The following is a 24,999-nucleotide window of genomic DNA, read 5'->3' on the forward strand; positions in this document are numbered from 1 at the left end:
CTGCCACGAAAACCCCAAGTGCCGTGAATCGGCCAGGGATCAGCGGCGGGTGAGCATCTCCGACTCCCACAGATCCCGGTAGTAGCCGGGCCGCTCCACCAGCTCGCGGTGCGTGCCGCGCTGGATCACGCGGCCGTGCTCCAGCACCAGGATCTCGTCGACCTGCTCCAGGCCGCGCAGGCGGTGGGTGACCAGCAGGGTCGTACGGCCATGCGTCGCGTCCAGCAGGTCGGCCATCAGCTCGTCGGCGGTCTGCTCGTCGAGCGCCTCGGCGGGCTCGTCGAGCAGGAGCACCGGGGGATCGTAGAGCAGGGCCCTGGCCAGGGCCAGGCGCTGGAGCTGGCCGCCGGAGACGGTCCGCGCGTCCTCGCCCAGCTCGGCCTCCCAGCCGACGGAACGCACCCACGTCTGGAGCTTCGCCTGCCGTACGGCTGCCTCCAGGGCCTCCTCGCTCTTGCCGGGGCCCGCGAGCTGGAGGTTGGCGCGCAGGGTGGTCTGGAAGACGTAGGGGTCCTGGGTGAGGCCGGTCATCAGGGTGCGCACGTCGTCGGAGCCGAGGTCGCGGACGTCGGCGCCGTTGACCGTGATCGTGCCGGACTCGGGCTCGACCAGGCGCATCAGGGCGGCCAGGAGGGTGCTCTTGCCCGCGCCGCTGGGGCCGACCAGGGCCACACGCTTGCCGGGGGTGAGGGCGAGGCTGACACCGTCGACGGCGGCGGCAGGCGTGGCGGGCTCGGGGTGGGGGGCGTCGCCTGCTCCCGTGGCCGTGGCCGTGGCCGTCGTCGTGGCCGGAGCCGTGACTGCGGGCGGGGCCGCGTGCCGTACGACCAGGTCTCTCACCTCGACCGTCAGCGGTGCGGAGGGAAGCGGGGCGGGGTGGGCGGGCTCGGTGACGGCCGGCGGGGTGGCGCGCACCTCCCTGAGGCGGCGGACGGCCGCCAGGATGCCGGTCAGGCGCTCACCCGCCGCGGCCAGCGGCAGGACGGGCTCGAAGGCGACCAGCGACATCAACGCCAGTACGGCGGTGCCCACGGAACCGACGCCCGCGCCCTGAGCCAGCAGGACGATCGCGGCCACGGTCAGCCCCTGCGTGAGCACGCCGAACGCCAGCGCCGACGCGTGCACCCTCGACTGGCGGCGCTCCAGAGCGGCCAGGGCCGCGTCGGCGTCCAGAGCGCTGCGCAGGGCGCGGTCGCCGGCGCCGCTGGCGGCCAGGTCGGCGGCGCCGTGCACCAGGTCGGCGGTCCGGGCGGCCAGGTCCGCGCGGGCGGGGGCGATGCGCGCCGCCCAGCGCCGGGCGCCTGCCGCGGTGGCGGCGGGCAGCAACGCGCCCGCGATCGCCAGGCCGGCGAGGAGCACGAGGGCGGCCGGGGGAAAGATCGTGAGGCCGATGGTGACGGCGGCGACCGCGGTGATCAGCGCCGCCGCGGCGGGCAGGAGGCAGCGCACCAGGAGATCCTGGACGGCCTCGGTGTCGTCGACCATGCGGCTGAGCAGGTCGGCGCCGCCGTGGCGCGGGGACTGGGGCGGGATGAGGGAGGCGTAGAGGTCTTCCCGGGTGCCCGCCTGGGCGCGCAGGGCGACGTCGTGGCCGGTCAGGCGCTCGGCGTAGCGGAAGACGCCGCGGCTGGTGGCGAAGGCGCGGACGGCGACGATGGCGACACTCAGGGCGGCCAGCGGGGGCTGCTCGGCGGCGCGGGTGATGAGCCAGGCGGCGGCGGCGATGAGGCCGACCCCGGCCAGCTCGGCGGCGGCGCCGGCCAGGACGGCCCAGACGAGCCGCCACCGCATGGAGCGGAGCGACGAGGCGCGAGGAGCGTCCGCCGCCGGGCCGGAGGGCTGCTCGGGGGCATGACCCTCGGGCGTCGCTCTCTCGGGCGTCGGGTGGGCGGGCGTTGATTGAGTAGGCGCCGGGAGGTCGGTGGGGGTGTCCGAGGAGTGCGGTGGGTTCTTGGGGTCGTTCGAGGTCATCGCGAGTCCCCGGCGGTCGGGCCCGTGGCGGGCGGGGCGGAGGCGGCCGGACCGCCGACCTGGGGCACGGCGCCGCCGGCCTGGGGCACGGCGCCGCCGGCCTGGCCGCCGGCGGAGTCGGCGATCACGCGGCCCTCGTGGACGCGGATGACACGGTCGGCCAGGTCGATCATGGCGGGGCGGTGGGCGACGATGATCGCGGTCCGGCCGGTCGACAGCCTGCCGGTGGCCTCGACGATGGCGGCCTCGCTGCGGCCGTCGAGGCGGGCGGTGGGCTCGTCGAGCAGCAGGATCGCGGTGTCGGGGCGGCAGAAGGCCCTGGCCAGGGCGATGCGCTGGCGCTGGCCGGCCGACAGGTTCGCGCCGCGCTCGCCGACGAGGGTGTCGAAGGCCTGGGGGAGCGCGTCGATGAAGGGGGTGGCGTGGGCATGGCCGGCCGCCTGCCGTACGGCCTCGGCGGTGGCGTCGGGGGCGCCCAGGCGGATGTTGTCGGTGACGGAGACCGCGAAGAGGTGGGGGCGCTGGGGGACGAAGGCGGTCTCGGCGCGCCACTGGTCGAGGTCGAGGTCGCGCAGGTCGGCGCCGTCGACGAGGACGCGGCCCGACGACGGGGTGAGGAAGCCGAGCAGAAGGTTGAGGAGGGTGGACTTGCCGCCGCCGCTCTCGCCGACCAGGGCGACGCGCTCGCCCGGGGTGATGGTGAGGGAGACGTCTTCCAGGGCCGCCCCGGTGCGGCCGGGGTAGTGGGCGGTGACGTTCTCGAGGCGGATCTCGGGTGGACGGGCGCCGTGGCCGGAGCGCCGGGCGCCGCCCCCGGTGCTCGCCGTACCGGAGCCGCTGGGCACGGGAGGTTCACCCCCAGCCGGGGAAGGCTCCGGCGCGAGGACCGCGAAGGCGGCGTCCGCGGCCGCGACCCCCTCCATCGACGCGTGGAACCGTGTCCCCATCACCCTCAACGGCAGGTACGCCTCCGGCGCCAGCAGCAACACCAGGAGCGCCGACGTCAGGTCGAGGCTCCCCCCGAGCAGCCGCAGCCCGATCGGCACCGCCACCAGTGCCAGCGACAACGACGCGCACAGCTCCAGCACCAGTGCCGACAGGAACGCCACCCGCAGCGTGCGCATGGTGGCGCTGCGATGGGCGTCGGCGACGGAGCGGATGACGTCGGCCTGGTAGCGGGCGCGGCCGAAGGCGCGCAGGGTGGGCAGGCCGCGCACGACGTCGAGGAAGTGCCCGCCGAGGCGCGACAGCGCGTGGAACTGCTTCTCGGTGACCGCCTTGGTGTGCATGCCGACGAGGGCGCCGAAGATCGGGATGAGCGGCAGCGTGACCAGCACGATGATCGCGCTGGTCAGGTCGGCGAAGAGCAGGCGCAGCAGCACCGCCAGGGGCACGACGGCGGCCACGGCGACGGCGGGCAGGTAGCCGGTCAGGTACGGGTCGAGGCGGTCGAGGCCGCGGCCGACGAGGGTGACGAGCTCGCCGGAGCGGCGCGACGACAGCCGGACCGGGCCGAGTTCGGCGAAGCGGGCCAGCAGCCGGTGGCGCAGCGCGGATTTGGCGCCGGTGGCCAGGTGGCCTGAGCGCACCCCCTGGACCCAGCCGAGCAGGGCGCGCAGCGCCACCACCAGGACGAGGAAGAGCAGGGCCGCGGTCTCGAAGCGGCCCGACAGCACCCCGGCCAGGAGTTCGGCCTGGACCAGGACGAGCACGCCCGCCACGACGGCGGCGGCCAGCGCGACCACGAGGTGCGTGCGCACGTGGGTGCGCAGCAGCCCCATCAGCTCTTTGTGCACGAGCTCCCTCTAGAAGAACGACGGCATGCGGTCGGCCTTCCCGAAGGTCCGCCAGACCAGGACTTGTGCCCCGACCATGATCGGTGCGAACGGCACCACCATAAGCCCGAGCGTGGTCAAGGTCGCCGACGGGGCCGAGTGCTCCAGAAGGTATCCTGCCGCACCGACAAGGACGATGACCGCGGGCGCGGCGGCCAGGACTGCGGACAGCCACGGCGAGCCGCCGCCGGGGAAGGACGTCAGGCGGCGGCCGAGGAAGGTCCAGCCGTGGTAGGCGAAGGCGACGGCGACGAAGCCGCCCAGCGCCAGGCCCGTCCAGGAGAGCGAGCCGGTGGCCAGGGCGAACAGGGCCATGCCCCATCCGAGGGCCAGGCCGAGCGAGCCGATGAAGATGGCGAACTCCCAGAACGAGCGCCATCCCTGTGCGGGGATGCGGCGGCGGAACCACAGGCCGGCGTCGCGCAGCACCCACGACAGGAGCATGACGACGACCAGCGGGTACAGGGCCAGCAGCACCTCGGCCTCCAGCGACGGGTAGACGCCGAACAGCACGCCGGCCAGCGCCACCAGCCACACCTCGTTGGCCAGGACGAACGGGGCGATGGCCCCGATCATCGCGTCGCGCCTGTCGCGGTCGCGCCCGAGGAACGGCAGCAGCAGCCCCACCCCGAGATCGAAGCCCTCCAGGGCGAAGTAGCCGATCAGCAGCGCGGAGAAGACCGCGAGCCAGACGATGTCCATGGATTCGACTCCTCAGTAGCTCAGCACGGGTTCCGCGGGCCTGGCCCCGAGCGCGGTGCCGACGGGCCCGCGCCTGACGACGCGCACGATCAGCACGTAGTCGACGATGGCGAGCATCGCCAGCACCCCGACGAACCCGGCGAACGACATCGCGATCATCGGCTGCGTCAGCCCGGGTGACAGGGCGTCGGCCACGGTGAGCTCGCCGGTGATCATCCACGGCTGCCGCCCGATCTCGCGCGCCATCCAGCCGAGGATGGAGATGACGAACGGCAGTGGCGTCATGGCGATGAGCACCGGGTGGGTCCACCGCCAGCGCGGCAGCACTTTGATCATCGGCAGCATGACCAGCAGCACCACGAACATGAGCAGCTCGCCGAGCAGGATCATGAAGCCGAGCCCGATGCCCGCCCCCGTGTTCCCCTCGAACTTGCCCTCGGGGACCACCGAGAACTGCGCGTACCCCATCGCCACCGCCAGGAGGATGCCGACGGCGGCGGCCACCAGGCCCGTGCGCAGCGAGCGGGTGAACAGCTCCAGGTCGGGTGTACGGCGGCGCAGGTGGTAGGCGCTGGCGCCCATCATGACCATGCCGCCGGTGAACAATGCCGCGCCGATGACGTGCGGCAGCGCGAAGACCAGCTGCGGGTTGCTCAGCAGCGCCCCGGCATCGGTCAGCTGCAGGTGGTCGCCGACCCGGGTGGCGCCCGCCGGGTTCTGCAGGAAGGAGTTGGCGACCATGATGAAGAACGCGCTGCCGTACGCGGTCAGGACGACCATCCAGATGCTCGCGACGTGCAGCCACTTGGGCAGCCGGTGCCAGCCGAAGATCCACAGCCCCAGGAACGTCGACTCCAGGAAGAAGGCGACGAGGGTCTCCATGGCCAGCGGCGCGCCGAATACGTCGCCCGCGGTGTGGGCCAGGCCGCTCCACGACAGCCCGAACTGGAACTCCATCACCAGTCCCGTGACGATGCCCATCGCGTAGTTGATGACGTAGATCTGGCCCCAGAACCGCGTCATGCCCTCGTGGACCGGGTTGCCGGACCGGGCCCACCGGGTGTTCATGATTGCGACGAGCGGCGCCAGGCCCAGCGTCAGCACGACGAACAGGAAGTGCAGGCTCCCGGTCAGGGCGAACTGCAGCCGGGCGATGTCGAGAACGTCCATGTAGACACTCTACATGTAGACAGCCGACATGTAGCATGGTTACATGAGTACGATGGGAAGCGTGAACCCCGATGCCCTGCGCGGCCACATGGACGCCCTGATCCTGTCCGTACTCGAGCACGAGCCGCTGCACGGCTACGCGATCATCGAGGCCCTGCAGGAACGCAGCTCAGGAGCGCTGGCCGTGCCGACCGGCACCGTCTACCCGGCGCTGCGCAGGCTGGAGCGCACCGGATACCTCGACAGCGAGTGGGCCACCGTCGGCGGGCGCAAGCGCCGCACCTACCGGCTGACCTCCGCGGGCCGCACCCATCTGGCGGGCGAGCGCACGGCCTGGCAGTCGTTCGCCGGCGTCATCACCAGCGTGCTGCAACCACGCTCGGCCGGGTGAGCCGCTGACACTGCAGCGCGTGCCAGGCCTGCACCCCCACCACCACGTAGCTGACCATGCTGATCAGCGTGCCTGGCAGGTAGTCGCTGAAGCCCAGGGGCCCGTGCGCGCCGTACACCAGCAGGCTCGACAGGCCGAAGGTCACGCCCAGCAGCGTCCAAGTGTAGAAGGCCAGGGCACGCGTCACCCTGCGGCTGTCGGCGCCTCTTCGCAGCGCCACGATGAGCACGCCCGCCACCACCCCCGACAACAGCTGCGCGATGTCCAGGGCGCGGGCGGCGGGGACGAACCAGTCGGGGCGCCTCACCCACTCGTGCACGTCGTAGGGGAAGACCCGCCAGACCAGCGCCCACATCAGGGCGATCGCGGGCACGCTGAGGAACAGCAGCCAGGCCAGCCGCCGCCCGGCGCAGGCGACGAGCTCCTCCTGGAAGCCGGGAGCGATGGCTGCGACGGGTCCGAACTCCTCGACCGCGCGCAGCTCGGCCGAACGCCGGTCCATGCCGCCCGCCTCGAAACTCTCGGCCGCGTCGAGCAGGCTGTCGCGAGCCTCGACGACCAGGTCGCGCTTGGCGGCGTACGGCCCGTTCAGGGAACGCCGCAGGTCGGTCACGTAGTCGTCGATGAGCATGACCTTCAGCCTAAGGACGCGCTGCCGGGGTCCGGATCGGGGAAACCCCTGATTTTCCACTGGGCCGATGCGAGGCGTGTGAGGCCGACGACACCATGACCGTCCCCAGCGCCACCGCCACGACCAGGAGCGCCCAGGCCACGGTCCTGCTCAGCCGCAGGCCGTACCCCGCGAACAGCCAGTACATCGACAACCACCAGCGGCGCGAGGCCTGGCGGCGCATCTCCATCGCCCCGAAGGCGAAGTCGGCGGAGGTGCGCTCGTCGTCGACCCCCTCGCGCAGCGAGGTGTAGAGCCAGGCGAGCCGGTCGGGCGTCGCGCCGGGGTCGGCGGCGGCACTCCACCCGCGCCACCCGTGCTCGTCGGCGAGGGTACGGCGGCGCGAGAACCAGCGCAGCGGCGGCCAGCCCAGGCTGAGCCGCACCCCGCGCGGGGTCAGCGCGAACGAGCAGTCCTTGACCCGCAGCCCGGCCGGGTGCACCAGCCCCGCGAAGCGGCAGGTGGCCAGGTCGAGGCCGCGCAGCGTCAGCTCGGGGGCGTCGACGGCGCGCAGCGAGTCGACGGCGGCCAGGCCGCGCCCGGAGATCGTGGCCCGCCCGCGCAGCACCGCCCCTTCCAGGTCGGCGCGCGCGTCGGTCAGCCGCAGCAGCAGCTGCCCGCCGACCTCCAACCGGCGCAGGTCGACCGCGTTGCCGCGCACCGACAGGTCGACCAGGCCGTCGGCCCGCGCCCTGGCCAGCGACACGCGGCCGCCCGACGACAGGTAGGCGTCGCCGCACAGGTGCGCGGCCTCGAACGCGGCCGACCCGCCGACCTTGCGGAAGGAGAGCGTACGGCCGAAGCGGGCGCCCCGGAAGCAGGCCGTCTCGCCGATGAGCGCCCCGTCGAAGGTGGCGAAACCGTCGAACCTGGCGCGCTCGCACGACAGGCCGCGCACGAACACGGCCTCGCCGAACAGGGCGTCACGGCCGATCATGGCCCGGTCCAGGCTGGTGTAGCCGTGCACCCTGGCGCCGTGCAGCGACAACTCGCGGCCGAACCGGGCCCCGGCCAGGGAGAGGTTGCCCAGGAAGCGGGTGCCGTAGAAGGAGGCCAGCCGGTCGAACCTGGCGTTCTCGAGCGTCAGGTCGCCGGCGAACTCCAGCTCCGACAGGCGTGTCTCGTCGGGGAAGCGGGCATGGTCGAGACGGGTGCGGCCGGGGCGGCGCCCGGCCGCCTCGACCACGCGGGCCAGCAGGTCGGCGTCGAGCCTGGTGCCTCGCAGATCGAGCAGGCGTCCTGGCCGGATCGCGGCGAGCTCCTCGTCGAGCTGGTGAGGAGCCAGGTGGGACAGACAGAGACCGTACGGCGGGCGCGCGATCCCCGTGCAGGCAGGCGAGTGCGAGCAGGTGACCCAGTCCATGACAAGGTCATACCCGCTTAAAGAAAAGGGCAGGCATGGATCTGCCTGCCCTCTCCCCGACGTTCCCGCTAGCGGTCGACCTTGCCGAACAGGTCGAGGCCGATCAGCAGCGGGTCGTGGTCCGAGCTGCGGTACGGGTCGGCCTTGTACAGGTCGCCCGCGGTCTTGAACTCGGCGTTGTAGTCGTAGTAGACGTCCTCGTCCGCGTTGACGTGCCAGATCGTGGCGCCGGTGACGCGCTTCATGAGCTGGTGGGCCAGCATCAGGTGGTCGAGCTCGCCGGAGGCGCCGCCGAAGACGTAGCTGTAGCGGGAGGCCGCGGGGACGAACGCCTTGCTGGCGCTGCGCAGCCCGCCCTGCTCCAGGGTCTCGATCGGGTCCTCCTCGCTGTAGGCGTTGAGGTCGCCCGCGACGATCGCGTTGGGCAGCTCCAGCGTCTCGATCATCTCCAGGACGGCCTGCGCCTGCAGCACGCGCTGGGCGTTCCAGCAGCCCTGGCCGTTGTCGACGTTCTCACCCGAGTCGGGGCAGCTGCCCTTGGACTTGAAGTGGTTGGCGATGACGGTGAAGGGCCGCGAGCCCTTCTCGGCCGAGCGGAAGGTCTGCGCCAGCGGCGGGCGGGCGTTGAAGAATCGCTGGTCGGCGATGGTCTTCGGGGCGCCGACCGGCTTGACCTTGGCCGGCTTGTAGATCATCGCCACGGCGATGGCGTCGGTGCCGGGGCCGGGGTGCGTGACCAGGGCGTAGGTGCCGGCGCCGACCGCGGCGTTGAGCGCCTCGACCAGGGCTTCCAGCGCTTCGGGCTTGAAGCCGGTGGCCGCCAGGTCGGGCCGCGGGTTCTCGACCTCCATGAGGCTGACGACGTCGGCGTCGAGCGCCTTCAGCGTGGCGATCTCCTTGGCCAGCTGGCGGTCGCGCTCGGTCGCGGTGTTCGCCCCGCGCGGGGTGAAGTTCGCGTTGTAGGGCGGGTTCGGGTATCCGGCCGCGTTGAGCGTGGTGAACCAGTTCAGGGTGTTGAAGCTGGCGATCCTCACGTCGCCTCCCACCTTGGCGGGGGCCGCGGTGCGGGCGTTGTCGCGAGTGAAGGTCAGCGCGGCGGTGGGGTGCACGAGGTACTTCAGGTTCGTGCTGGTGGAGCCGTAGGCGCCCTCGTTCAGCACGCCGACCAGCCCGCTCACGCCGTCGCCCGAGCGGGCCAGCTGCTCGCCCGCCGGATAGTGCGGCATGGGATTGGGGTTCTGGCCGGAGGAGCCGTCGTCGATGACGAGGGAGCGGCGCGCGTCGGCCGCCGGGTCCACGCCGGGACGGTCGGTCGGGATGAACAGGCGCCCGCCGGTGGCCGCGAGCAGCTGGCCGTAGCGTGCGTGCCAGTAGTTCTCGCTGACGGTCAGCTTGCCGGGCACCTTGACCAGGACGCCTTCGAGACGCTCGAAGGTGTCGGACGCGGCGATCGGCAGGGTGAGCGTGGCCGGCTCGACGGTGCCGGTGCCGCAGACGTCGACCGCGGTGACGGTGGAGATCTGGGTGGCGCCGCCGAATTCGGCGACCGTGCCGGAGACCTTCACCCTGGAGCCGGGGGAGAGCGCCGTGGCGGAGAAGGACGGGGCGAAGACGAAGACGCCGTCGGAGGTGGCGGCGTCGGCGTCGGGCGTGTCGTCCTGGACGAAGAAGCCCGAGCGGGCCGTCGCGCTGGTGAAGGTCCTGGTGACCACGCCCTCGACACGGACCTGCTGCCCGGTGAGCGTGCTGGCCGCGCCGGTGCCCTGGACCTGGGCGATCTGGTGGGTGACGGCGGTGTCGCACGGGTTGGCCGTCGGCGTTGGCGAAGGCGTCGGGGTCGGCTCGCCGCCGCCGGGGCCGGCCAGGTTCGTGGGCGAGGGGGCGCCGGCGGTGAAGTCGGCGGCGTTGTTGTCGGTGTCGGCCGGGGAGGCGGCGCGGCTGACGGAGTTCGTGTTCGACGCACCCGTGGCGGGGGCGCCCTCCGAGACGTTGGCCGTGCCGTACCCGACGAAGTCCTTGACGAGGGCCGGGTCGCCGGCGCCCGCTTGGGCGGTGGTGGAGGTGACCAGCGCGACCTTGCCGGCGGTCGCGCTCATCGCGATGGAGCCCGTCACGTCGGGGGCGGGCAGCGCCTGGGTGCCTCCGGCGCCGGCGCCCTGCTGCACCAGCAGCCGCTTGCCGGGGGCGATGGTGCCGCTGAGCGGGGTCACCTGCCACGACGTGCCGGCGGCGGAGGCGTACTGCACGCTCCAGCCGGCCAGGCTGACGGGGGACGAGCCGAGGTTGTACAGCTCGACGAAGTCGTGGGTCCAGGTGGCGCCCGAGTTGCCGCCTCCGCCGTACACCTCGGAGATGACGACGTCGGGCGAGACCGCCGAGGCGGGGGTGGCGGCCACGAGGGCGGCTCCGGCGGCCAGCGCCGCCGCGAGCAGGGCCGCTGTGGCACCTCTGGTCATGGTCACGGATGATCTCCTCGTAGAAAGCGTTCCGGACATTTCTACAGGTAGATCGCAATGGTGTCTTTGACATGACTTGCCAGGTATGAGCGGCTGGAGCTGGGATCTGTGTGCGCGCGACACCTCACCGTGGTCAAGAGTTCATCGGCGCAGCTCCGAATCGTGACTAAAGTCGATGGCCGGGCATCCCTGTGGCCGATGCCGCGTTCCATGCGCCGCTCCGAGACTGGAGTCATGGGTTTTCTCGGCGTCATCCTCATGATTCAGGGCTTCGGCGGGCTCGTGGCCCGGCAGTTCTTCGACCGTGACTTCGGTTTGCTGGACAACTGGTTCAGCGGGGGAGCGTTGACGGCGGTGCAGGTGGCGGTCGGGCTCGTGGGCCTGATAATCCTGCTCCTGTCCGTCCGGCGCTCCGACGACTCGTGAGGAATGCTCGGCGCGGGTAGGTGGTTGACGTAACCAGTACCTTCAGCGACGTATGACGAGGAGCCACGTGTGGCGACCATCGAAGTGACCGAGACGAACTTCAACGACATCGCCGACAAGGGGATCGTCCTGCTCGACTTCTGGGCGGCCTGGTGCGGGCCTTGCCGCATGTTCGCCCCGATCTTCGAGAAGGCCTCGAACAAGCACGAGGACGTCACCTTCGGCAAGATCGACACCGAGGCGCAGCCCGCGCTCGCGCAGGGCTTCGACATCACCTCGATCCCCACGATCATGGCCATTCGCGACGGCATCGTGGTCTTCGCCCAGGCCGGCGCGCTCCCCGAGCCCGCGCTCGAAGACCTGATCGGCCAGGTCAAGGCGCTCGACATGGAGGCCATCAAGGCTGAGCTGGCCGACGAGATGCAGAAGGCCGCCGAGCAGAACTGACCCCCGGCGCACACGGAAAAGCCCCGCCTCGAGCGGGGCTTTTCGGTTCTCGGCCCTCCGGTTTCGCAGAGCCTCGGGTTGCTCAGCGCTTGACGCCGACCCCGGCGTAGCCAGGGGCGGGCGGTCCGTCGACCGGCCCGTCGGGGCGCCACTCCTTCGGCAGCACCAGCCCGGGCTCCACCAGCTCGTAGCCCTCGAAGAAGGCCGAGATTCCGGCATGGGTGCGCAGGTTCAGCGCCGCCGTGCTGCGCCGGTAGACCTCCAGCGCGTCGGGGGTCAGGTCGGGCTTGGGGTCGATCGCGTGGCTGATGACCAGGTGGCTGCCGGGAGCACTGGCCTCGTGCAGCCGCTTGACCAGGTCGTAGGCGGGCTCGTCCGGCACGAAGTGCAGCAGGCACAACATCAGGAAGCCGACCGGCTCGTCGAAGTCGATCAGGCCGCGCAGGCCGTCGAGCAGGGCGTCGGGTTCGCGCACGTCGGCCTGCAGCACCTTGACCTGCGAGCCGGCCAGCAGGGCGCGCGCGTGCGCGCACACGACGGCGTCGTGGTCGACGTAGACCACGCGCGCCTCGGGCGCGATCTCGTGGGTGTTGCCCTGCGTCGGCAGCCCGGAGCCGAGGTCGACGATCTGGCGCACACCCGAGTCGACCAGGAAGCGGACCGCGCGGCGCAGGAACGCCCGGTTCTCCTGGGCCGACAGCGCGGTCGCCGGGAAGGTCCGCATGACCTGCTCGGCGGCGGCCCGATCGGAGGCGAAGTTGTCCTTGCCGCCCAGGAAGTAGTCGTACATGCGGGCGACGTTGGGAACGCTGGGGTCCACACCCTCGGGCACTGACTGGCTCACGGGCATGATCGTACCCGAGGGTGTCTCGCAAAGCCCGAAAAATCAGGCTCTTTCCGTTATGTCACGATAAGTCGTGTCAGGCGGACCGGTAGAGCTCCGCGACCCGGAAGGCCAGGTCGAGCGACTGGCTGCGGTTGAGCCGCGGGTCGCAGGCCGTCTCGTAGCGCAGCGCCAGGTCGTCCTCGAGGATCTCGGTGCCGCCGCCCACGCACTCGGTGACGTCGTCGCCGGTGAACTCGATGTGCACGCCGCCCGGGTGGGTGCCCAGCGCGCGGTGCACCTCGAAGAAGCCGCTGACCTCGTCGAGCACGTCGTCGAGGCGGCGCGTCTTGTAGCCGCCCGCGGCCTCGAAGGTGTTGCCGTGCATCGGGTCGCAGATCCAGGCGACCTGCGCGCCGCTCGCCGAGACCTTCTCCACCAGCGTGGGCAGGTGCTCACGGATCTTGGACGCGCCCATGCGGGTGATGAACGTCAGCCGGCCCGCCTCGTTGTCGGGGTTCAGCTTCTCGATCAGCGCCATCGCCTCTTCCGGCGTGGTCGTCGGGCCGAGCTTGACGCCGATCGGGTTGCGGATGCGCGAGAAGAACTCCACGTGGGCGCCGTCGAGCTGGCGGGTGCGCTCGCCGATCCAGACCATGTGCGCCGAGACGTCGTACGGCAGGCCGGTGCGCGAGTCGATGCGGGTGAGCGCCTGGTCGTAGTCGAGGATGAGCGCCTCGTGCGAGGAGTAGAACTCCACCGTGTGGAACTCCTCCGGCTCCGCGCCGCAGGCCCGCATGAAGGCGAGGGCCTGGTCGATCTCCCTGGCCAGCTGCTCGTAGCGGCGGCCGGCGGGGGACTCGGCGACGAAGTCCTGGTTCCAGGCGTGAACCTGGCGCAGGTCGGCGTAGCCGCCCTTGGCGAAGGCGCGGGCCAGGTTCAGCGTCACCGCGCTGGAGTGGTAGGCCTTCAGCAGCCGGTTGGGGTCGGGCTGCCTGGCCTCGTCGGTGAACTCGAAGCCGTTGACCATGTCGCCGCGGTAGGCGGGCAGCGTGACACCCTCGCGGGTCTCGGTCGACTTGGAGCGCGGCTTGGCGAACTGCCCCGCGACCCGGCCGATCTTCACGACCGGCACCCGGCCCGCGTAGGTCAGCACGATGGCCATCTGCAGCAGGGTCTTGAGCTTGTTGCGCACGTTGTCGGCGGTGGCCCCGGCGAAGGTCTCGGCGCAGTCGCCGCCCTGCAGCACGAAGGCCTCGCCCCTGGCCACCGCGGCCAGCTCGTTCTTGAGCTGGTCGCACTCGCCGGCGAAGACCAGCGGAGGCAGGCTTCCCAGCTCGGCGACCACGCGCTCCAGCGCCGCCGGGTCCGGCCAGTCGGGCTGCTGGGCAGCGGGAAGCTCCCGCCAGGAATCGAGATTGTTCAGTGCGCTCACGACATACGAGGGTATTTCATTTGCCCGACCAGTCGGGTGCTGGTGTCCACTTTCTGAGAAGGTATTTCCACCTGGTGGTCACTTCTGGACCTCCGCGCCCTGCCCGCCCGCGCGGCTGTGCCGCCTCAGCAGCAGCACGACACCGGCCAGCAGGAGCGCCCCGGCTCCGAGCAGGGCCGCCGAGCCGTACAACAGCGGGCCGTCGTGACCGGCGGCCACCGGGGCGGGCGGCGGCCCGCCGCCGAAGACCGTCTCCTCCGGCACCCCTGCCTGACCCGCCGGAGCGGACATGATGCGCTCGGCCTCGATCAGCGCCCCGGCCGGGTTGACCTGGCCGAAGCCGATGGCGGTGTCGTAGGCGAAGTCGGCGCTGTCCTTCCACGCCGCGCCGTGAGGCCTGCGGGCGGTCGCGGTGAGCGCCTGGCCGGCCTGGGCGGAGGTGATGCCGGGAAAGCGGGACTGGAGCATCGCGGCGGCGGCTCCCACCTGGGCGGCCGCGGCCAGGCCCGGGTCCGCCGCACCGGTCGAGCCGTCAGGGGCGGGCAGGTCGCGCGGGTGGCCGGGAGCCGACAGGACCACCGCGTGGTTGCGCGCCTCGTACACCGGCCTGCCGTCGTCGCCGAGCGGCGCCACGCCGAGCACGCCGGGCAGGCCGGCGGGGTAGCGCGGGTCCTGGCCGGGGCGGACGGGGGTGACCAGGACGGCGTTGGCGTCCAGGGCGTAGCCGACCGCCTCGCGCAGGCGCTCGTCGGGGGCGGGGAAGACGCTGTCGAGGACGATCACGCCCGCGCCGTGGTCGACGGCCCAGCGGATGGCCTCCAGGTAGCGCTCGCCCGGCAGGTCGGCGGCGCGCCAGGCGGCCATGGCCTCGGGGTCTGCGAAGTCCTGGGGGTCGGGCTCGACGCGCACCGACAGGACGTTCGCGTCGGGAACCAGGCCGGTGGGGGCGGTGAGGAGGGCGGCCAGGCGCGTGCCGGTGACCTTCGCGGGGTCGCGCCCGGCGAACGGGCCGCCGGGGGCGGCGGTGCCTTCGGAGGCGGCGGGCGCCGGGTCGCCGTCCTCCTGCTTCGTACGGCGGAGTGGGTCCTTCGTACGGCGGAGCAGGTCGTGCTCACCCTTGAACGAGTCCCCGATCCCGTCGACCCAGCCCACCCCTGACGACAGGAGCGCCACCGTCACCCCCGCGCCCTTGGTGACGCGCTGCGCCGCGGCGAAGTCGCGGGTGGCCTGCGCGCTGGGCGCCCAGGCGAGGGCGAGGGCGGCGGTCACGCAGGCCACGGACTTGGTCAACATGACACCACCTCGACGGCTCGGCAGGGGTCGCCGGCCGAGGCCAGCGGAAGCAACGTGTCGTCCACCAGACGCCCGGCGAAGCCGAACACCGACCGCGCGGCGTGCGCCAGCGCCGGTCGCCCGTCCGGATAGCCGACGGCGGCCATCACCAGGTAGCGCCCCTGCCGCTCCATGACGTGCTGCTGCGCCTGGGCGTCGCCGAAGCGGGCGGCCAGGGTGCCGGGGAAGGCGGCGGGGCGCGGACCGGCCAGCCCCGCCTCGGCGACCGACGCGGCCGCGTGCTCGTCGCGCATGACGACGATCGCGACGGTGGCCAGCAGGCTCCCGTTCCTGTCGCTGTAGGTCGCCCGCAGGACACGCTCGCATCCGGGCTCCCACACGATCGCCTGCGCGACCGGGTTGAGCCCGTCGGCGCAGCCGCTCTCCTGGGCGATGCCCAGCCGCACCGCGTACAGCCGCGCCCCCTGGCCCTGCATCCGGGGGAAGATCCGGTCGGCGTTCCAGGTGCGCCAGCGGTCGGCCTGTTCCATCGTGCCGAGTTCGGCCGCCTGCGTGCTCGCCGGCGGCCGGGTGAGCTCGAAGACGAGCCCGATGGCTCCGGCGGTGAGGCAGCAGAGACTTCCGACAATGGCCACCAGAGTGATCAAAGAGGAATTAGCGGGCACGAAAGAGGACACTAGGCTCTTGGCGTCTCTTTATGGTCACGCGCCACAGGCCCCGCGAAGTCGCGAGGCAAGTCGGCATCCGCCGGGGTCACCCTGCCGAATCACTCGCGTGACAGACACACTGGTGTCCCGCGATCTCGACGACCTGCTCGTCCGGGTCGCGTGCGGGGACGAGGCCGCCTTCGAACGGCTCTACGACCGGGTGAGCGGGCCCGTCTTCGGGCTCGTGATGCGCGTGGTGCGCGACCGGGCCCAGGCCGAGGAGGTCGCCCAGGAGGTGCTGGTCGAGGTCTGGCGCTCCGCCGCGCGCTTCGACGGGGCACGCGGCTCCGCGCTCTCGTGGGTGCTGACCATGGCCCACCGGCGGGCGGTGGACCGGGTGCGCTCCAGCCAGGCCTCGGGCGAGCGCGACTACCGGGTCGGGGTGCGCTCCGTCGAGATCGCCCACGACCAGGTCGTCGAGGAGGTCGCGGTGCGCCTGGACGGCGAGCGGGTACGGCGCTGCCTGGGCGGGCTGTCGGAGGTCCAGCGGGAGGCCGTCACGCTCGCCTACTACGGCGGCTACAGCTATCCCGAGGTCGCGGGGCTGCTGCGGGTGCCCCTGGGCACGGTCAAGACCAGGATGCGCGACGGTCTGGTCCGCCTGCGCGACTGCATGGGAGTCGAACGATGACCGACATCCACACCCTGTCCGGCGCCTACGCGCTGCACGCGCTGACCGGATCCGAGGTGACGCGGTTCGAGCAGCACACCGACGGGTGCGACGAGTGCGCGCACGAGGTCAGGGCCCTGCGGGAGACGGCGGCGCGCCTGGCCCTGGCCGTCGCCGAGCCGCCCCCCGCCGCCCTGCGCGGCCGCGTCCTGGCGGCGGTCAAGCACGTACGGCAGGCGGCCCCTGACCCGACGCGGGTGCTGCCCTTCCCCGACGGAGCAGGGCGCACCCAGGCCTCGCCGGGCGGGCAGGAGACCGTCCGGTTCCAGGCCCCGCCAGGGGAGGGCGAGACCGTCCGGTTCCAGGCCCGCGCGATCCCGCTCCCGCAGCCGCCCGTCCCGGGCGCCGATCCCGGCGCGGGTCCCGGCGGTGCGGGTCCCGGTGGCGCGGGTCCCGGTGGCGCGGGTCCCGGTGGCGCGGGTCCCGGTGGCGCGGGTCCCGGTGGCGCGGGTCCGGGCGGGGCCGGTGGTGACGTGGTCGAGATGCGCGGCCGTACGCCGTGGCGCACCCGGCTGGCGCTCAGCCTCACCGCGGCCGCTGCCGCCGCTGCTGTCACGCTCGGCGTGATCGCCTACGACACCCGGGGCGAGCTCGACCGGAGTCTCACCGCCCAGCGGGAACTCGTCTCCGTGCTCGCCGCCCCCGACGCCCGGACCGTGCGCCGTCCCGTCACCTCGGGAGGCACCGCCACCGTCGTCTACTCACGCGACCGCGGCAGGCTCGTCTTCACCTCCTCCGGGTTGCCCGAACTGGGCGACGGGCGGGTCTACGAGCTGTGGCTGATGGGTCCCGACGGCCCGCGTCCCGCCGGGCTGCTCACCCGAGACGGCGGCGGCACCGACGGCACGACCGTGCCGGTGTTCGCCCGGCCGCTCGGCGACGACCGGCACATCGGCCTGACCGTCGAGCCCGCCGGAGGGTCGAGCAGGCCGACGACGACGCCGATCCTGTTCGCGGAGCTGCCCCAGGCGTAGGCCTAGAGCCGGGCGAGCGCCTCGGTGAGGCCCTTGCTCGCCGCGTCGCGCAAGGGTGCGTACTCCTCCTCCGGGTACTGCCGCGGACCGTTCTCGACCAGCAGGATCAGGTAGAGGTAGGCCCGGTACAGGTCGAGCCTGACCGGATCCAGTTCGAGCGGGGCGATCTCGCGGTAGCCGGCCAGGAACGGGTCGGCGGGGTCGACCTCGGCGAAGATCGTCGGGGTGATCAGCTCGGCCAGCGGGTCGCCCCAGAAGGCCCGTTCCAGGTCGATGACGGCCTGGATGCGGGGTGTGCCGCCCGACAGGTCCACGAAGGCGTTGCCCGGCCAGATGTCGAAGTGCACCAGCCGGGGTTCGGTGACCGCGTCGAGGGCGGGCGCGGAGCGGTGCACCCGGTCGCGGATCTCGGCTTCCGGCACCGGCAGCTCGGTCGGGTAGCGCTCGGTGTCCTTCAGCAGCGCCTCCACCATCGCCAGGAAGGCCTCGCGCCAGGTGGCGCCGGTGATGCCGCTGTGCGGGTAGCCGTAGACGTCGCCGCGCACGGAGTTGAACCTGGCCATGTGCCCGCCGAGCTCGCGGCGCAGCGCCGCCTGGGTCTCGTCGGGGAGCCGCACCTGGTTCCACGACGTGCCGGTGAGCGCCGACAGGACGAGGTAGTCGCCGCCCAGCACGGGGTCGTCGAATCCGGCCGCCACGAGGTCGGCCAGCGGCACGCCCGCCGCTCCCGCCAGTTCGTAGGCGCGTGCCTCCATGCGCAGCAGGTCGCGCTCGTAGGTGAGCTGTTCGAGTTCTGGAGGAGGCGACAGCTTGAGCACGACGTCGCGGCCGTCGTCGAGGGACAGCCGCCACACGGCGTTGGCGAAGCCGTCGGTCAGTTCGGCCGAGGTGACGATTGCGGCGCCTGTCGCGCGTCTGGCCAGGGCGTCGAGCTCTTCGGGGGTGAGACGCCGCTTGGTCATGCTCTCCATGGGGGAGAGCGTACGGGTGAGAGCGCTCCCATTGGGTGCCGAAAGCCTAACATTGCGGATATGTCACGCGCTTCCTGGGTCTATTGACACAGAGAAGCGCCGATTTTACGGTCGCGTTACCTGATTGGTGCGAGGCGAGCCTCGCCAAATGGGAGCGCTCCCATCACAGCAGACCTTCGGGGGCTGGTGCTCGAGGACAACTCTGCCGGGTGTGGCCGGATCAGAGACGAAGGAGAATTCCATGCGCAACAGTTGGCGGTTACTCACGCCCTTAGTCGCGGCGGGTCTGGCCGTAGCCGCCTGCTCATCCGGCGGCACGCCGCAGACCGGCGGGCAGGCCTCGCCGGGCGGTTCCGCTCCGCCGGCCACCCAGCCGGCGCAGCAGCCGGCCCAAGCAGGGGAGTTCCCCCGCAACGAGACTCTCTACTCCACGGGAACGATGTGGGGTCCGCCCGCCAACTTCAACCCGATGGACGAGGGCAACCACGCCACCGGAACGGTCGGCCTGGTCTACGAGACCCTGTTCCACTTCGACACCAACGCCAAGAAGCTGACGCCGTGGCTGGCCGAGAGCGGCAGCTGGACCGACGACAAGACCTACGTCGTCAAGCTCCGCTCGGGCGTCACCTGGAACGACGGCAAGCCGTTCACCGCCAAGGACGTCGCCTTCACCTACGGGCTCGGCAAGATCAAGGGCAGCGCCTTCGCCCACGTGTGGGACTGGCTGGAGGCCGTCGAGGCCACCGACGACCAGACCGTCACGGTGAAGTTCAAGACCGCCAAGTACAGCCAGTGGGACTTCGAGCTCTACCAGCGGGCGATCGTGCCGCAGCACCTCTGGGAGGGCAAGGACGACAAGGACGTGCTCACCGGGATGAACGAGAACCCGGTCGGCACGGGCGCCTACAAGTACCTCAGCCACGCCGACGACCGCGTCGTCTACCAGCGCCGCGACGACTGGTGGGGCAAGACGGCCCTGAACATGGAGCCCAAGCCCAAGTACTTCGTGCACATCGTCACCCCGAGCAACGAAGTCGCCCTCGGCCTGTTCATGCAGAAGCAGCTGGACCTGGCCAACAACTACATCCCCGGCATGAACCGCATCGCCGGTGAGGCCTCGGGCATCCACACCTACTACCCGCAGGCGCCGTACAACCTGTCGGCCAACACCGCGTGGCTGGTGCCCAACACCACCAAGAAGCCGCTGAACGACGCGGCCTTCCGCAAGGCGCTGGCGACCTCGGTCGACGTGCCGAGCATCGTCAAGAACGTCTACGGCGAGGTGGTCCAGGCCGCCAGCCCGACCGGTCTGCTGCCCGGCTGGAAGGACTTCGACGACCAGGCGGTCATCGGCGAGAAGGGCTTCACCTTCAACACCGACAACGCCAAGAAGATGCTCGCCGACGCCGGCTACAAGGACACCGACGGCGACGGCCTGGTGGAGAACAAGGACGGCAGCAAGATCAGCCTCAAGCTGATCACCCCTGCCGGCTGGAGCGACTGGAACCAGTCGGCCAGCGTCATCGCGACCAGCGCCAAGGCCGCGGGCATCGACGTCACCGCCGAGACCCCCGACTTCCCCGCGCTCCTCGAGGCACGCAACGCCGGCAAGTTCGACCTGGTGATCAACAACGAGCGCCAGCTGTCGGTCAGCCCGTGGACCTACTACGACTACCTGTTCCGCCAGCCGGTCAACGAGGTGCAGAACACCGTCAACTTCGGCCGGTACGAGAACAAGCAGGCGTGGGACCTCGTCCAGCAGCTCGACGCCGTCAAGACCGACGACGTCGAGGGCATGAAGAAGGTCATCTCGCAGCTCCAGGCCATCCACCTGGACGAGCTGCCTGCCATCCCGCTCTGGTACAACGGCGTCTGGTCGCAGGCCAGCAACGGCGTGTGGAAGAACTGGGGCGCCGACGGCGGCGCGAACAAGTACCCGGCCGTGTTCTGGCGCCACTGGTTCGAGATGGGCGGCTTCGAGACGCTGACCCAGCTCCAGACCAACGGCTCCTGACTGTCTGACCCGCCCCCTCGCGCAGCTGCGCGAGGGGGCTCTCTAACGGGGGGCCGCTCCAGGCCGCGGCCTCCCATTAGTCCACGGAGGACTCGCGCGTGCGCCGCTACTTCGGCAGGAAACTCCTGCTCTACGGGCTGACCTTCTTCGTCGCCGTGACCATCAACTGGATGATCCCGCGCTTCATGCCGGGTGACCCCGTCTCGACCATGCTGGCCCGCCGCACCGTCAACGATCCGGCGGCCTACGAGCAGATGCGGGTCTACTACAGCGACCTGTTCGGCCTGGACAAGCCGATCTGGGAGCAGTACCTGAACTTCTGGGGCTCGCTGCTGCAGGGGGACTTCGGCATCAGCGTCTGGGCCTTCCCGACCCCGGTGGGCAGCGTGATCCTGTCGGCTCTGCCGTACACGCTGGCCCTGGTGATCCCGGCGGTCCTGCTGAGCTGGGTGGTGGGCAACTGGTTCGGCGCTTTCGCCGCCCGCCGCAAGCTGCTCGACAGCGCGGTCCTGCCCGTCGGCTACCTGCTGACCGCCATGCCGTACATGTGGCTCGCGGCGCTGCTGGCCTGGGTGCTGGGCGTGGTGACCGGCTGGTTCCCCTTCGCCGGCGGCTACAGCTTCTCCCGCACGCCCGAGCTGACCTGGCCCTTCATCCAGGACCTGATCATGCACTGGGTGCTGCCGTTCCTCTCGCTCTTCCTGGTCGCGCTCGGCGGCTGGGCGATCGGCATGCGCAACATGATCATCTACGAGCTCGACTCGGACTACTCGAACTACCTGGGCGCGCTCGGCGCCCCCAACCGGCTGATCCGCCGCTACGCCTTCCGCAACGCGATGCTGCCGCAGATCACCGGACTGGCCCTGCAACTGGGCGTCATCGTGGCGGGCGCGGTGGTCACGGAGATCGTCTTCGCCTATCCCGGCCTGGGCCTGACCATCCTGCGCGCCATCCAGAACCTCGACTTCTTCCTCCTGCAGGGCGTCTTCCTGTTCATCGTCGTGGGCGTGCTGATCGCCAACTTCGTCATCGACGTCGTCTATCTGCTGGTGGACCCGCGGACAAGGATCGGTGTGGCATGACGGCGCTGCAAGAGATCACCACGCGCGAGGCCGAGTCGGCGTCCGGGCCCAGCCGCGACTGGCTGCACTTCGCGGTCCGCAACAAGAAGCTGGTCATCGGCACGCTGATCATCCTGCTGTTCCTGTGCATCGGCGTTTTCGGCCCGCTGCTGGCCCGCTCGGGCTCGGCCTACGACTTCGTCGGGCCTCGCATGGAGCCGCCGTCGTCGGAGTTCTGGTTCGGCACGACCCTGTTCGGCCAGGACATCTTCGCGCAGTTCGTGTACGGCGTGCGCAACGCCTTCATGGTCGGGCTGTTCGGCGGCGGCGTCGCCGCGATCGTCGGCATGGTCGTCGGCTTCCTGGCCGGATACCGCGGCGGCTGGGTCGACGAGGTGCTGAGCATGATCACCAACGTGGTGCTGGTGCTGCCCTCGCTCGCGGTCCTCATCGTGGTCAACGCCTACCTCGGCATCAGGAGCATCCCCGCCCAGGCGCTGTTCATCGGCCTGACCATGTGGCCGTGGGCCGCCCGCGCCATCCGGGCGCAGACCTTCTCGCTGCGCTCGCGCGACTTCGTCGACCTGGCCAGGCTCAGCGGCTCGGGCACCGGGAGGATCATCGCCAGGGAGATCGCCCCGAACATGAGCTCCTACCTGGTCATGATGTTCATCCTGATGTTCGGCGGCGCCATCCTGACCGCCGCGTCGCTCGACTTCATCGGCCTGGGGCCGACCGAGGGCGTGTCGCTGGGCCTGATGCTCCAGCACGCGAGCGTCAACAGCGCCCTGCCGCTGGGCCTGTGGTGGTGGTTCGTCCCGCCGGGAGCGGCGATCACCGCCCTGGTGGGCGCCATGTACGTGGCCAACGTCGGGCTGGACGAGGTCTTCAACCCCAAGCTCAGGGAGATGTGACGTGACGCTGAAGGTCGATGACCTGCGGGTCTACTACCGGACGCTGCGCGGCGAGGTGAAGGCGCTCGACGGCGTCAGCTTCACGCTGGCCGACGGCGAGATCATGGGCCTGGCGGGGGAGTCGGGCTGCGGGAAGTCCACGCTGGGCAAGAGCCTGATCCGCCTGGACCAGCGCATGAAGCACGTCGGCGGGAGCGTCGAGCTCGACGGCCAGGTGCTGCCGATCGCCGACGACCGGCGCATGAACGCCCACCGCTTCTTCGAGGTCTCGCTCATCCCGCAGTACTCCATGAGCGCGCTCAACCCCACCCGCAAGATCGGCAGGATGATCGAGGAGCTGCTGCGGTCGCGGGGAGCCCCCTTCGACAGGAAGGAGCTGGAGCGGCGGCTGCACCTGGTCGGCCTGAGCACCGACGTGCTCGACCGCTACCCGATCGAGCTGTCGGGCGGCATGAAGCAGCGCACCGTCATGGTCATCTCCACCCTGCTCGACCCCTCGCTCCTGATCGCCGACGAGGTCACCTCCGCCCTCGACGTGTCGAGCCAGCGCGCCGTGGCGCAGACCCTCCTGGAGTTCCGCGACCGCCACCTGGTCAAGAGCATGATCGTGGTCACCCACGACCTGTCGCTCGTCTACCAGATCGCCGACACGATCATGGTCATGTACGCGGGGAAGCTCGCCGAGAAGGCACCCGCCAAGACCATCGTCAACGCGCCCCGCCATCCTTACACGCAGGCGCTTATCAACTCCCTGCCCGAGGTGGGCGTGCGCTACTCCGAGCGCAGGCTCCAGGGCATCCCCGGCAGCCCCCCGTCGCTGCTGAACCCGCCCAAGGGCTGCCGCTTCCGCGACCGCTGCCCGCTCGCCTTCGACAAGTGCGAGACCGAGCCGCCGTTCACGGAGATCGCGCAGGGACACTCCGTCGCGTGCTGGAAGGCGATCTAGATGCTCAAGCTCGACAAGGTCGGCAAGACCTACAGGATCGGGGCGTTCGGCGGCCAGGAGCTGCGGGCCGTCCACGACGTGAGCTTCCAGGTGAACCCCGGCGAGGTCGTCTCGCTCATCGGGGAGAGCGGCAGCGGCAAGTCCACGATCGGCAAGATGGTGCTGCGCCTGCTGCCCCCCAGCGCCGGCGCCATCACGCTCGACGGCACTCCCGAGGCCGACTACTACCGCCACGTCCAGGGCGTCTTCCAGGACCCCTTCAGCTCCTACAACCCGATCTTCAAGGCCGACCGGGTCTTCGAGATGGTCCGGCAGGGCTTCGGCCTGCCGTCGCAGGACTGGCGCGAGAAGGTCGAGGCGGCCCTGCGGTCGGTGCGCCTGGACCCCGGTGCCGTGCTCGGCAAGTATCCGCATCAGCTGAGCGGGGGCCAGCTGCAGCGCATGCTGATCGCCCGAGCCCTGCTGCTGGAGCTGAAGGTCCTGGTCGCCGACGAGATCATCAGCATGCTCGACGCCTCGACGAGGATCGACGTGCTCAACCTCCTCGGGGAGCTGCGCGAGCGCGGTCTGGGCATCCTGTTCATCACCCACGACCTGTCGCTGGGCAACTACGTCAGCGACCGCACCGTCGTGCTCTACAAGGGCCGGATGGTCGAGACGGGCCGCACCGACCGGGTCTTCGGCGACCCCCGCCACCCCTACACGCGCCGCCTGCTGGCCTCCGTGCCGCAGCTGCACCGCAAGTGGTCGGAAGAGGAGGAGCAGCCGGAGCCCGAGGCGGAATGCCTGTTCCACGCGCCGGGCGAGGGCTGGGTGGAGCCCGACCACTTCGTCGGCTGCGCCTTCGGCGGCGAGCAGGACGAATGCCCGCGCGCCGCCGAGGCGGTCGTCATCCCGCTGCGCTGACCGTCCGGATGGTCCAGCTCGCCTCGTGGCTCCGGCCCGGGGCGAGCCGGATCAGGCCGGTGCCCGAGTTGAAGGCGTCGGGCGGGCACGTCATCGGCTCCACGGCCAGGCCGGCGTGCCCCAGCCCGGTGCCGGTGCAGACCTGCACCCACGGCATGACCGCGGCGTCCCACACGATCTCGACGCAGCCGTGACGCACCCGGCCCTCGGACAGGCCCGTGAACGCGTGGTCGATGGCGGTGTCGCCGACCTTGCGCGGCTCCCTGAAGTCGTACGGCGTGGTCTCGACGCCGGTCAGCTCGCGCGGCACGAGCGCCTCGTCGACGAGCAGGACCTGGGAGGCGGGAAGGTGCAGCTCGTCGACGTCCGACAGCAGCCACGGGTGCGGGCCGCAGCCGTAGGGCGCGGGGCGATCGCCGGTGTTGCGGGCGGTCAGCGTGCTCGTCAGGCCGCCGGAGCCGAGGCGGTGCACGATCTCCAGCCCCAGGCTGAAGGGGTAGCCGGGGGAGGGCTCCAGCGCGAGCGTCAGCCGTACGAAGGCGTGGTCGTCCTCGACCTGGAGGAACTCCGCGACCGTCCACTCGGCCTCGGCGACCAGGCCGTGCAGGGCGTGCCCGCGGTCCGGCTCGTTGACCGGGAGCCGGTGCTCCTCGCCGTCGAACACGTAACGCGCGCCCGCCACGCGGTTGGGCCAGGGAGCCAGCACCGTGCCGCTGTAGTAGGGGATCGGGCCGTCGGCCGGCCAGCTCGTGACCAGGTCGCGCTCGCCGTCACGCAGCACGCGAACGGCAGCGCCGCGCGCCGAGACGTCGGCGAGCAGGCTGCCGCTACGCAGGGTAGGCACTGGGGAGTCC

Annotated in this window: 23 protein-coding genes; 10 read left to right on the forward strand and 13 right to left on the reverse strand. The window is 71.3% G+C overall.

Going from position 1 to position 24,999, the window contains the following annotated elements; genetic code table 11:
• Nucleotides 1-39: 39 nt before the first annotated feature.
• From cydC to HNR30_RS09305, 4 genes are all read right to left on the reverse strand, one after another.
• Nucleotides 40-1,791 (reverse strand): thiol reductant ABC exporter subunit CydC, encoded by a 1,752-nt coding sequence (cydC, locus tag HNR30_RS09290; RefSeq protein WP_181609987.1) that lies wholly within the window; start codon nt 1,789-1,791, stop codon nt 40-42.
• A 176-nt stretch (nt 1,792-1,967) separates the two neighbouring features.
• Nucleotides 1,968-3,767, reverse strand: a complete 1,800-nt coding sequence (gene cydD / locus HNR30_RS09295) for a thiol reductant ABC exporter subunit CydD (RefSeq protein ID WP_181609347.1) — start codon at nt 3,765-3,767, stop codon at nt 1,968-1,970.
• A gap of 9 nt (nt 3,768-3,776) precedes the next feature.
• Nucleotides 3,777-4,508, reverse strand: coding sequence for a cytochrome d ubiquinol oxidase subunit II (locus HNR30_RS09300; RefSeq protein WP_181609348.1), 732 nt, complete (start codon nt 4,506-4,508; stop codon nt 3,777-3,779).
• A gap of 12 nt (nt 4,509-4,520) precedes the next feature.
• A complete protein-coding gene (locus HNR30_RS09305) occupies nt 4,521-5,678 on the reverse strand; it encodes a cytochrome ubiquinol oxidase subunit I (RefSeq protein ID WP_181609349.1) in 1,158 nt (385 codons plus the stop codon).
• Nucleotides 5,679-5,730: 52 nt separating this feature from the next.
• On the opposite strand from HNR30_RS09305, the gene HNR30_RS09310 reads away from it, so the two are divergent.
• Nucleotides 5,731-6,069 (forward strand): helix-turn-helix transcriptional regulator, encoded by a 339-nt coding sequence (locus HNR30_RS09310; protein ID WP_220133474.1) that lies wholly within the window; start codon nt 5,731-5,733, stop codon nt 6,067-6,069.
• On the opposite strand, the gene HNR30_RS09315 is transcribed toward HNR30_RS09310, so the two are convergent.
• The 3 genes from HNR30_RS09315 to HNR30_RS09325 all read right to left on the reverse strand — a co-directional run bounded on the left by HNR30_RS09315 (nt 6,035) and on the right by HNR30_RS09325 (nt 10,558).
• On the reverse strand, nt 6,035-6,700 hold the full coding sequence (locus HNR30_RS09315) for a permease prefix domain 1-containing protein (protein ID WP_181609351.1): 666 nt from the start codon (nt 6,698-6,700) through the stop codon (nt 6,035-6,037). The two genes, HNR30_RS09310 and HNR30_RS09315, sit on opposite strands and share 35 nt — an antisense overlap.
• A gap of 10 nt (nt 6,701-6,710) precedes the next feature.
• Nucleotides 6,711-8,102 (reverse strand): pentapeptide repeat-containing protein, encoded by a 1,392-nt coding sequence (locus tag HNR30_RS09320; RefSeq protein ID WP_181609352.1) that lies wholly within the window; start codon nt 8,100-8,102, stop codon nt 6,711-6,713.
• Nucleotides 8,103-8,170: 68 nt separating this feature from the next.
• The gene (locus HNR30_RS09325) at nt 8,171-10,558 is read right to left on the reverse strand and encodes an ExeM/NucH family extracellular endonuclease (RefSeq protein ID WP_181609353.1); all 2,388 of its coding nucleotides are present in this window, start codon (nt 10,556-10,558) and stop codon (nt 8,171-8,173) included.
• 234 nt (nt 10,559-10,792) lie between these two features.
• Here HNR30_RS09325 and HNR30_RS09330 point away from each other — a divergent pair, with 234 nt between their 5' ends.
• Nucleotides 10,793-10,984: a hypothetical protein gene (locus HNR30_RS09330; protein ID WP_181609354.1), complete on the forward strand. Its 192-nt coding sequence runs from the start codon at nt 10,793-10,795 to the stop codon at nt 10,982-10,984.
• 69 nt (nt 10,985-11,053) lie between these two features.
• Nucleotides 11,054-11,431: a thioredoxin gene (gene trxA, locus HNR30_RS09335; RefSeq protein WP_181609355.1), complete on the forward strand. Its 378-nt coding sequence runs from the start codon at nt 11,054-11,056 to the stop codon at nt 11,429-11,431.
• An 82-nt stretch (nt 11,432-11,513) separates the two neighbouring features.
• Here the strand turns inward: trxA and HNR30_RS09340 are convergent, their stop codons facing one another.
• The 4 genes from HNR30_RS09340 to HNR30_RS09355 all read right to left on the reverse strand — a co-directional run bounded on the left by HNR30_RS09340 (nt 11,514) and on the right by HNR30_RS09355 (nt 15,617).
• Nucleotides 11,514-12,281: an SAM-dependent methyltransferase gene (locus HNR30_RS09340; RefSeq protein WP_181609356.1), complete on the reverse strand. Its 768-nt coding sequence runs from the start codon at nt 12,279-12,281 to the stop codon at nt 11,514-11,516.
• 70 nt (nt 12,282-12,351) lie between these two features.
• Nucleotides 12,352-13,689 (reverse strand): class II 3-deoxy-7-phosphoheptulonate synthase, encoded by a 1,338-nt coding sequence (locus HNR30_RS09345; RefSeq protein WP_181609357.1) that lies wholly within the window; start codon nt 13,687-13,689, stop codon nt 12,352-12,354.
• A gap of 78 nt (nt 13,690-13,767) precedes the next feature.
• Nucleotides 13,768-14,982 carry a S8/S53 family peptidase gene (locus HNR30_RS09350; RefSeq protein ID WP_181609358.1) on the reverse strand — a complete coding sequence of 405 codons (1,215 nt, stop codon included), beginning with the start codon at nt 14,980-14,982 and terminating at the stop codon, nt 13,768-13,770.
• Nucleotides 14,976-15,617 (reverse strand): hypothetical protein, encoded by a 642-nt coding sequence (locus HNR30_RS09355; RefSeq protein WP_181609359.1) that lies wholly within the window; start codon nt 15,615-15,617, stop codon nt 14,976-14,978. Before HNR30_RS09355 ends, HNR30_RS09350 begins: the two co-directional genes overlap by 7 nt.
• A 130-nt stretch (nt 15,618-15,747) precedes the next feature.
• On the opposite strand from HNR30_RS09355, the gene sigK reads away from it, so the two are divergent.
• Both sigK and HNR30_RS09365 read left to right on the forward strand, forming a co-directional pair.
• The gene (gene sigK / locus HNR30_RS09360) at nt 15,748-16,320 is read left to right on the forward strand and encodes an ECF RNA polymerase sigma factor SigK (protein ID WP_376771739.1); all 573 of its coding nucleotides are present in this window, start codon (nt 15,748-15,750) and stop codon (nt 16,318-16,320) included.
• Complete coding sequence (locus HNR30_RS09365) at nt 16,317-17,333, forward strand: anti-sigma factor (protein WP_181609361.1); 1,017 nt, start codon at nt 16,317-16,319, stop codon at nt 17,331-17,333. Before sigK ends, HNR30_RS09365 begins: the two co-directional genes overlap by 4 nt.
• A 2-nt stretch (nt 17,334-17,335) precedes the next feature.
• On the opposite strand, the gene HNR30_RS09370 is transcribed toward HNR30_RS09365, so the two are convergent.
• Complete coding sequence (locus HNR30_RS09370; RefSeq protein ID WP_181609362.1) at nt 17,336-18,304, reverse strand: phosphotransferase family protein; 969 nt, start codon at nt 18,302-18,304, stop codon at nt 17,336-17,338.
• Nucleotides 18,305-18,545: 241 nt separating this feature from the next.
• Here HNR30_RS09370 and HNR30_RS09375 point away from each other — a divergent pair, with 241 nt between their 5' ends.
• From HNR30_RS09375 to HNR30_RS09395, 5 genes are all read left to right on the forward strand, one after another.
• Entirely contained in the window at nt 18,546-20,318 is a 1,773-nt protein-coding gene (locus HNR30_RS09375; RefSeq protein ID WP_181609363.1) for an ABC transporter substrate-binding protein, read from the forward strand.
• 98 nt (nt 20,319-20,416) lie between these two features.
• Nucleotides 20,417-21,400 (forward strand): ABC transporter permease, encoded by a 984-nt coding sequence (locus tag HNR30_RS09380; RefSeq protein ID WP_181609364.1) that lies wholly within the window; start codon nt 20,417-20,419, stop codon nt 21,398-21,400.
• Complete coding sequence (locus HNR30_RS09385; protein WP_181609365.1) at nt 21,397-22,293, forward strand: ABC transporter permease; 897 nt, start codon at nt 21,397-21,399, stop codon at nt 22,291-22,293. Before HNR30_RS09380 ends, HNR30_RS09385 begins: the two co-directional genes overlap by 4 nt.
• Before the next feature lies 1 nt (nt 22,294).
• Nucleotides 22,295-23,239, forward strand: a complete 945-nt coding sequence (locus HNR30_RS09390) for an ABC transporter ATP-binding protein (RefSeq protein WP_181609366.1) — start codon at nt 22,295-22,297, stop codon at nt 23,237-23,239.
• Nucleotides 23,240-24,145 (forward strand): ABC transporter ATP-binding protein, encoded by a 906-nt coding sequence (locus tag HNR30_RS09395; protein WP_181609367.1) that lies wholly within the window; start codon nt 23,240-23,242, stop codon nt 24,143-24,145. It abuts the gene before it with no gap.
• On the opposite strand, the gene HNR30_RS09400 is transcribed toward HNR30_RS09395, so the two are convergent.
• On the reverse strand, nt 24,129-24,989 hold the full coding sequence (locus HNR30_RS09400; RefSeq protein WP_181609368.1) for an aldose 1-epimerase family protein: 861 nt from the start codon (nt 24,987-24,989) through the stop codon (nt 24,129-24,131). The two genes, HNR30_RS09395 and HNR30_RS09400, sit on opposite strands and share 17 nt — an antisense overlap.
• Nucleotides 24,990-24,999: the final 10 nt, after the last annotated feature.

It is taken from the genome of Nonomuraea soli, from assembly GCF_013761175.1.
GTDB classification, from domain to species: Bacteria; Actinomycetota; Actinomycetes; order Streptosporangiales; family Streptosporangiaceae; genus Nonomuraea; species Nonomuraea soli.

Coding starts and splice junctions, on each gene's coding strand:
- HNR30_RS09300 (WP_181609348.1), bottom strand. CDS start 4,508: ATGGACATCGTCTGGCTCGCGGTCTTCTCCGCGCTGCTGATCGGCTAC.
- HNR30_RS09330 (WP_181609354.1), top strand. CDS start 10,793: ATGGGTTTTCTCGGCGTCATCCTCATGATTCAGGGCTTCGGCGGGCTC.
- HNR30_RS09340 (WP_181609356.1), bottom strand. CDS start 12,281: ATGCCCGTGAGCCAGTCAGTGCCCGAGGGTGTGGACCCCAGCGTTCCC.
- cydC (WP_181609987.1), bottom strand. CDS start 1,791: ATGCGGTGGCGGCTCGTCTGGGCCGTCCTGGCCGGCGCCGCCGCCGAG.
- HNR30_RS09325 (WP_181609353.1), bottom strand. CDS start 10,558: ATGACCAGAGGTGCCACAGCGGCCCTGCTCGCGGCGGCGCTGGCCGCC.
- HNR30_RS09385 (WP_181609365.1), top strand. CDS start 21,397: ATGACGGCGCTGCAAGAGATCACCACGCGCGAGGCCGAGTCGGCGTCC.
- HNR30_RS09315 (WP_181609351.1), bottom strand. CDS start 6,700: ATGCTCATCGACGACTACGTGACCGACCTGCGGCGTTCCCTGAACGGG.
- HNR30_RS09395 (WP_181609367.1), top strand. CDS start 23,240: ATGCTCAAGCTCGACAAGGTCGGCAAGACCTACAGGATCGGGGCGTTC.
- HNR30_RS09310 (WP_220133474.1), top strand. CDS start 5,731: ATGGGAAGCGTGAACCCCGATGCCCTGCGCGGCCACATGGACGCCCTG.
- HNR30_RS09370 (WP_181609362.1), bottom strand. CDS start 18,304: ATGGAGAGCATGACCAAGCGGCGTCTCACCCCCGAAGAGCTCGACGCC.
- HNR30_RS09375 (WP_181609363.1), top strand. CDS start 18,546: ATGCGCAACAGTTGGCGGTTACTCACGCCCTTAGTCGCGGCGGGTCTG.
- HNR30_RS09320 (WP_181609352.1), bottom strand. CDS start 8,102: ATGGACTGGGTCACCTGCTCGCACTCGCCTGCCTGCACGGGGATCGCG.
- HNR30_RS09305 (WP_181609349.1), bottom strand. CDS start 5,678: ATGGACGTTCTCGACATCGCCCGGCTGCAGTTCGCCCTGACCGGGAGC.
- HNR30_RS09350 (WP_181609358.1), bottom strand. CDS start 14,982: ATGTTGACCAAGTCCGTGGCCTGCGTGACCGCCGCCCTCGCCCTCGCC.
- HNR30_RS09365 (WP_181609361.1), top strand. CDS start 16,317: ATGACCGACATCCACACCCTGTCCGGCGCCTACGCGCTGCACGCGCTG.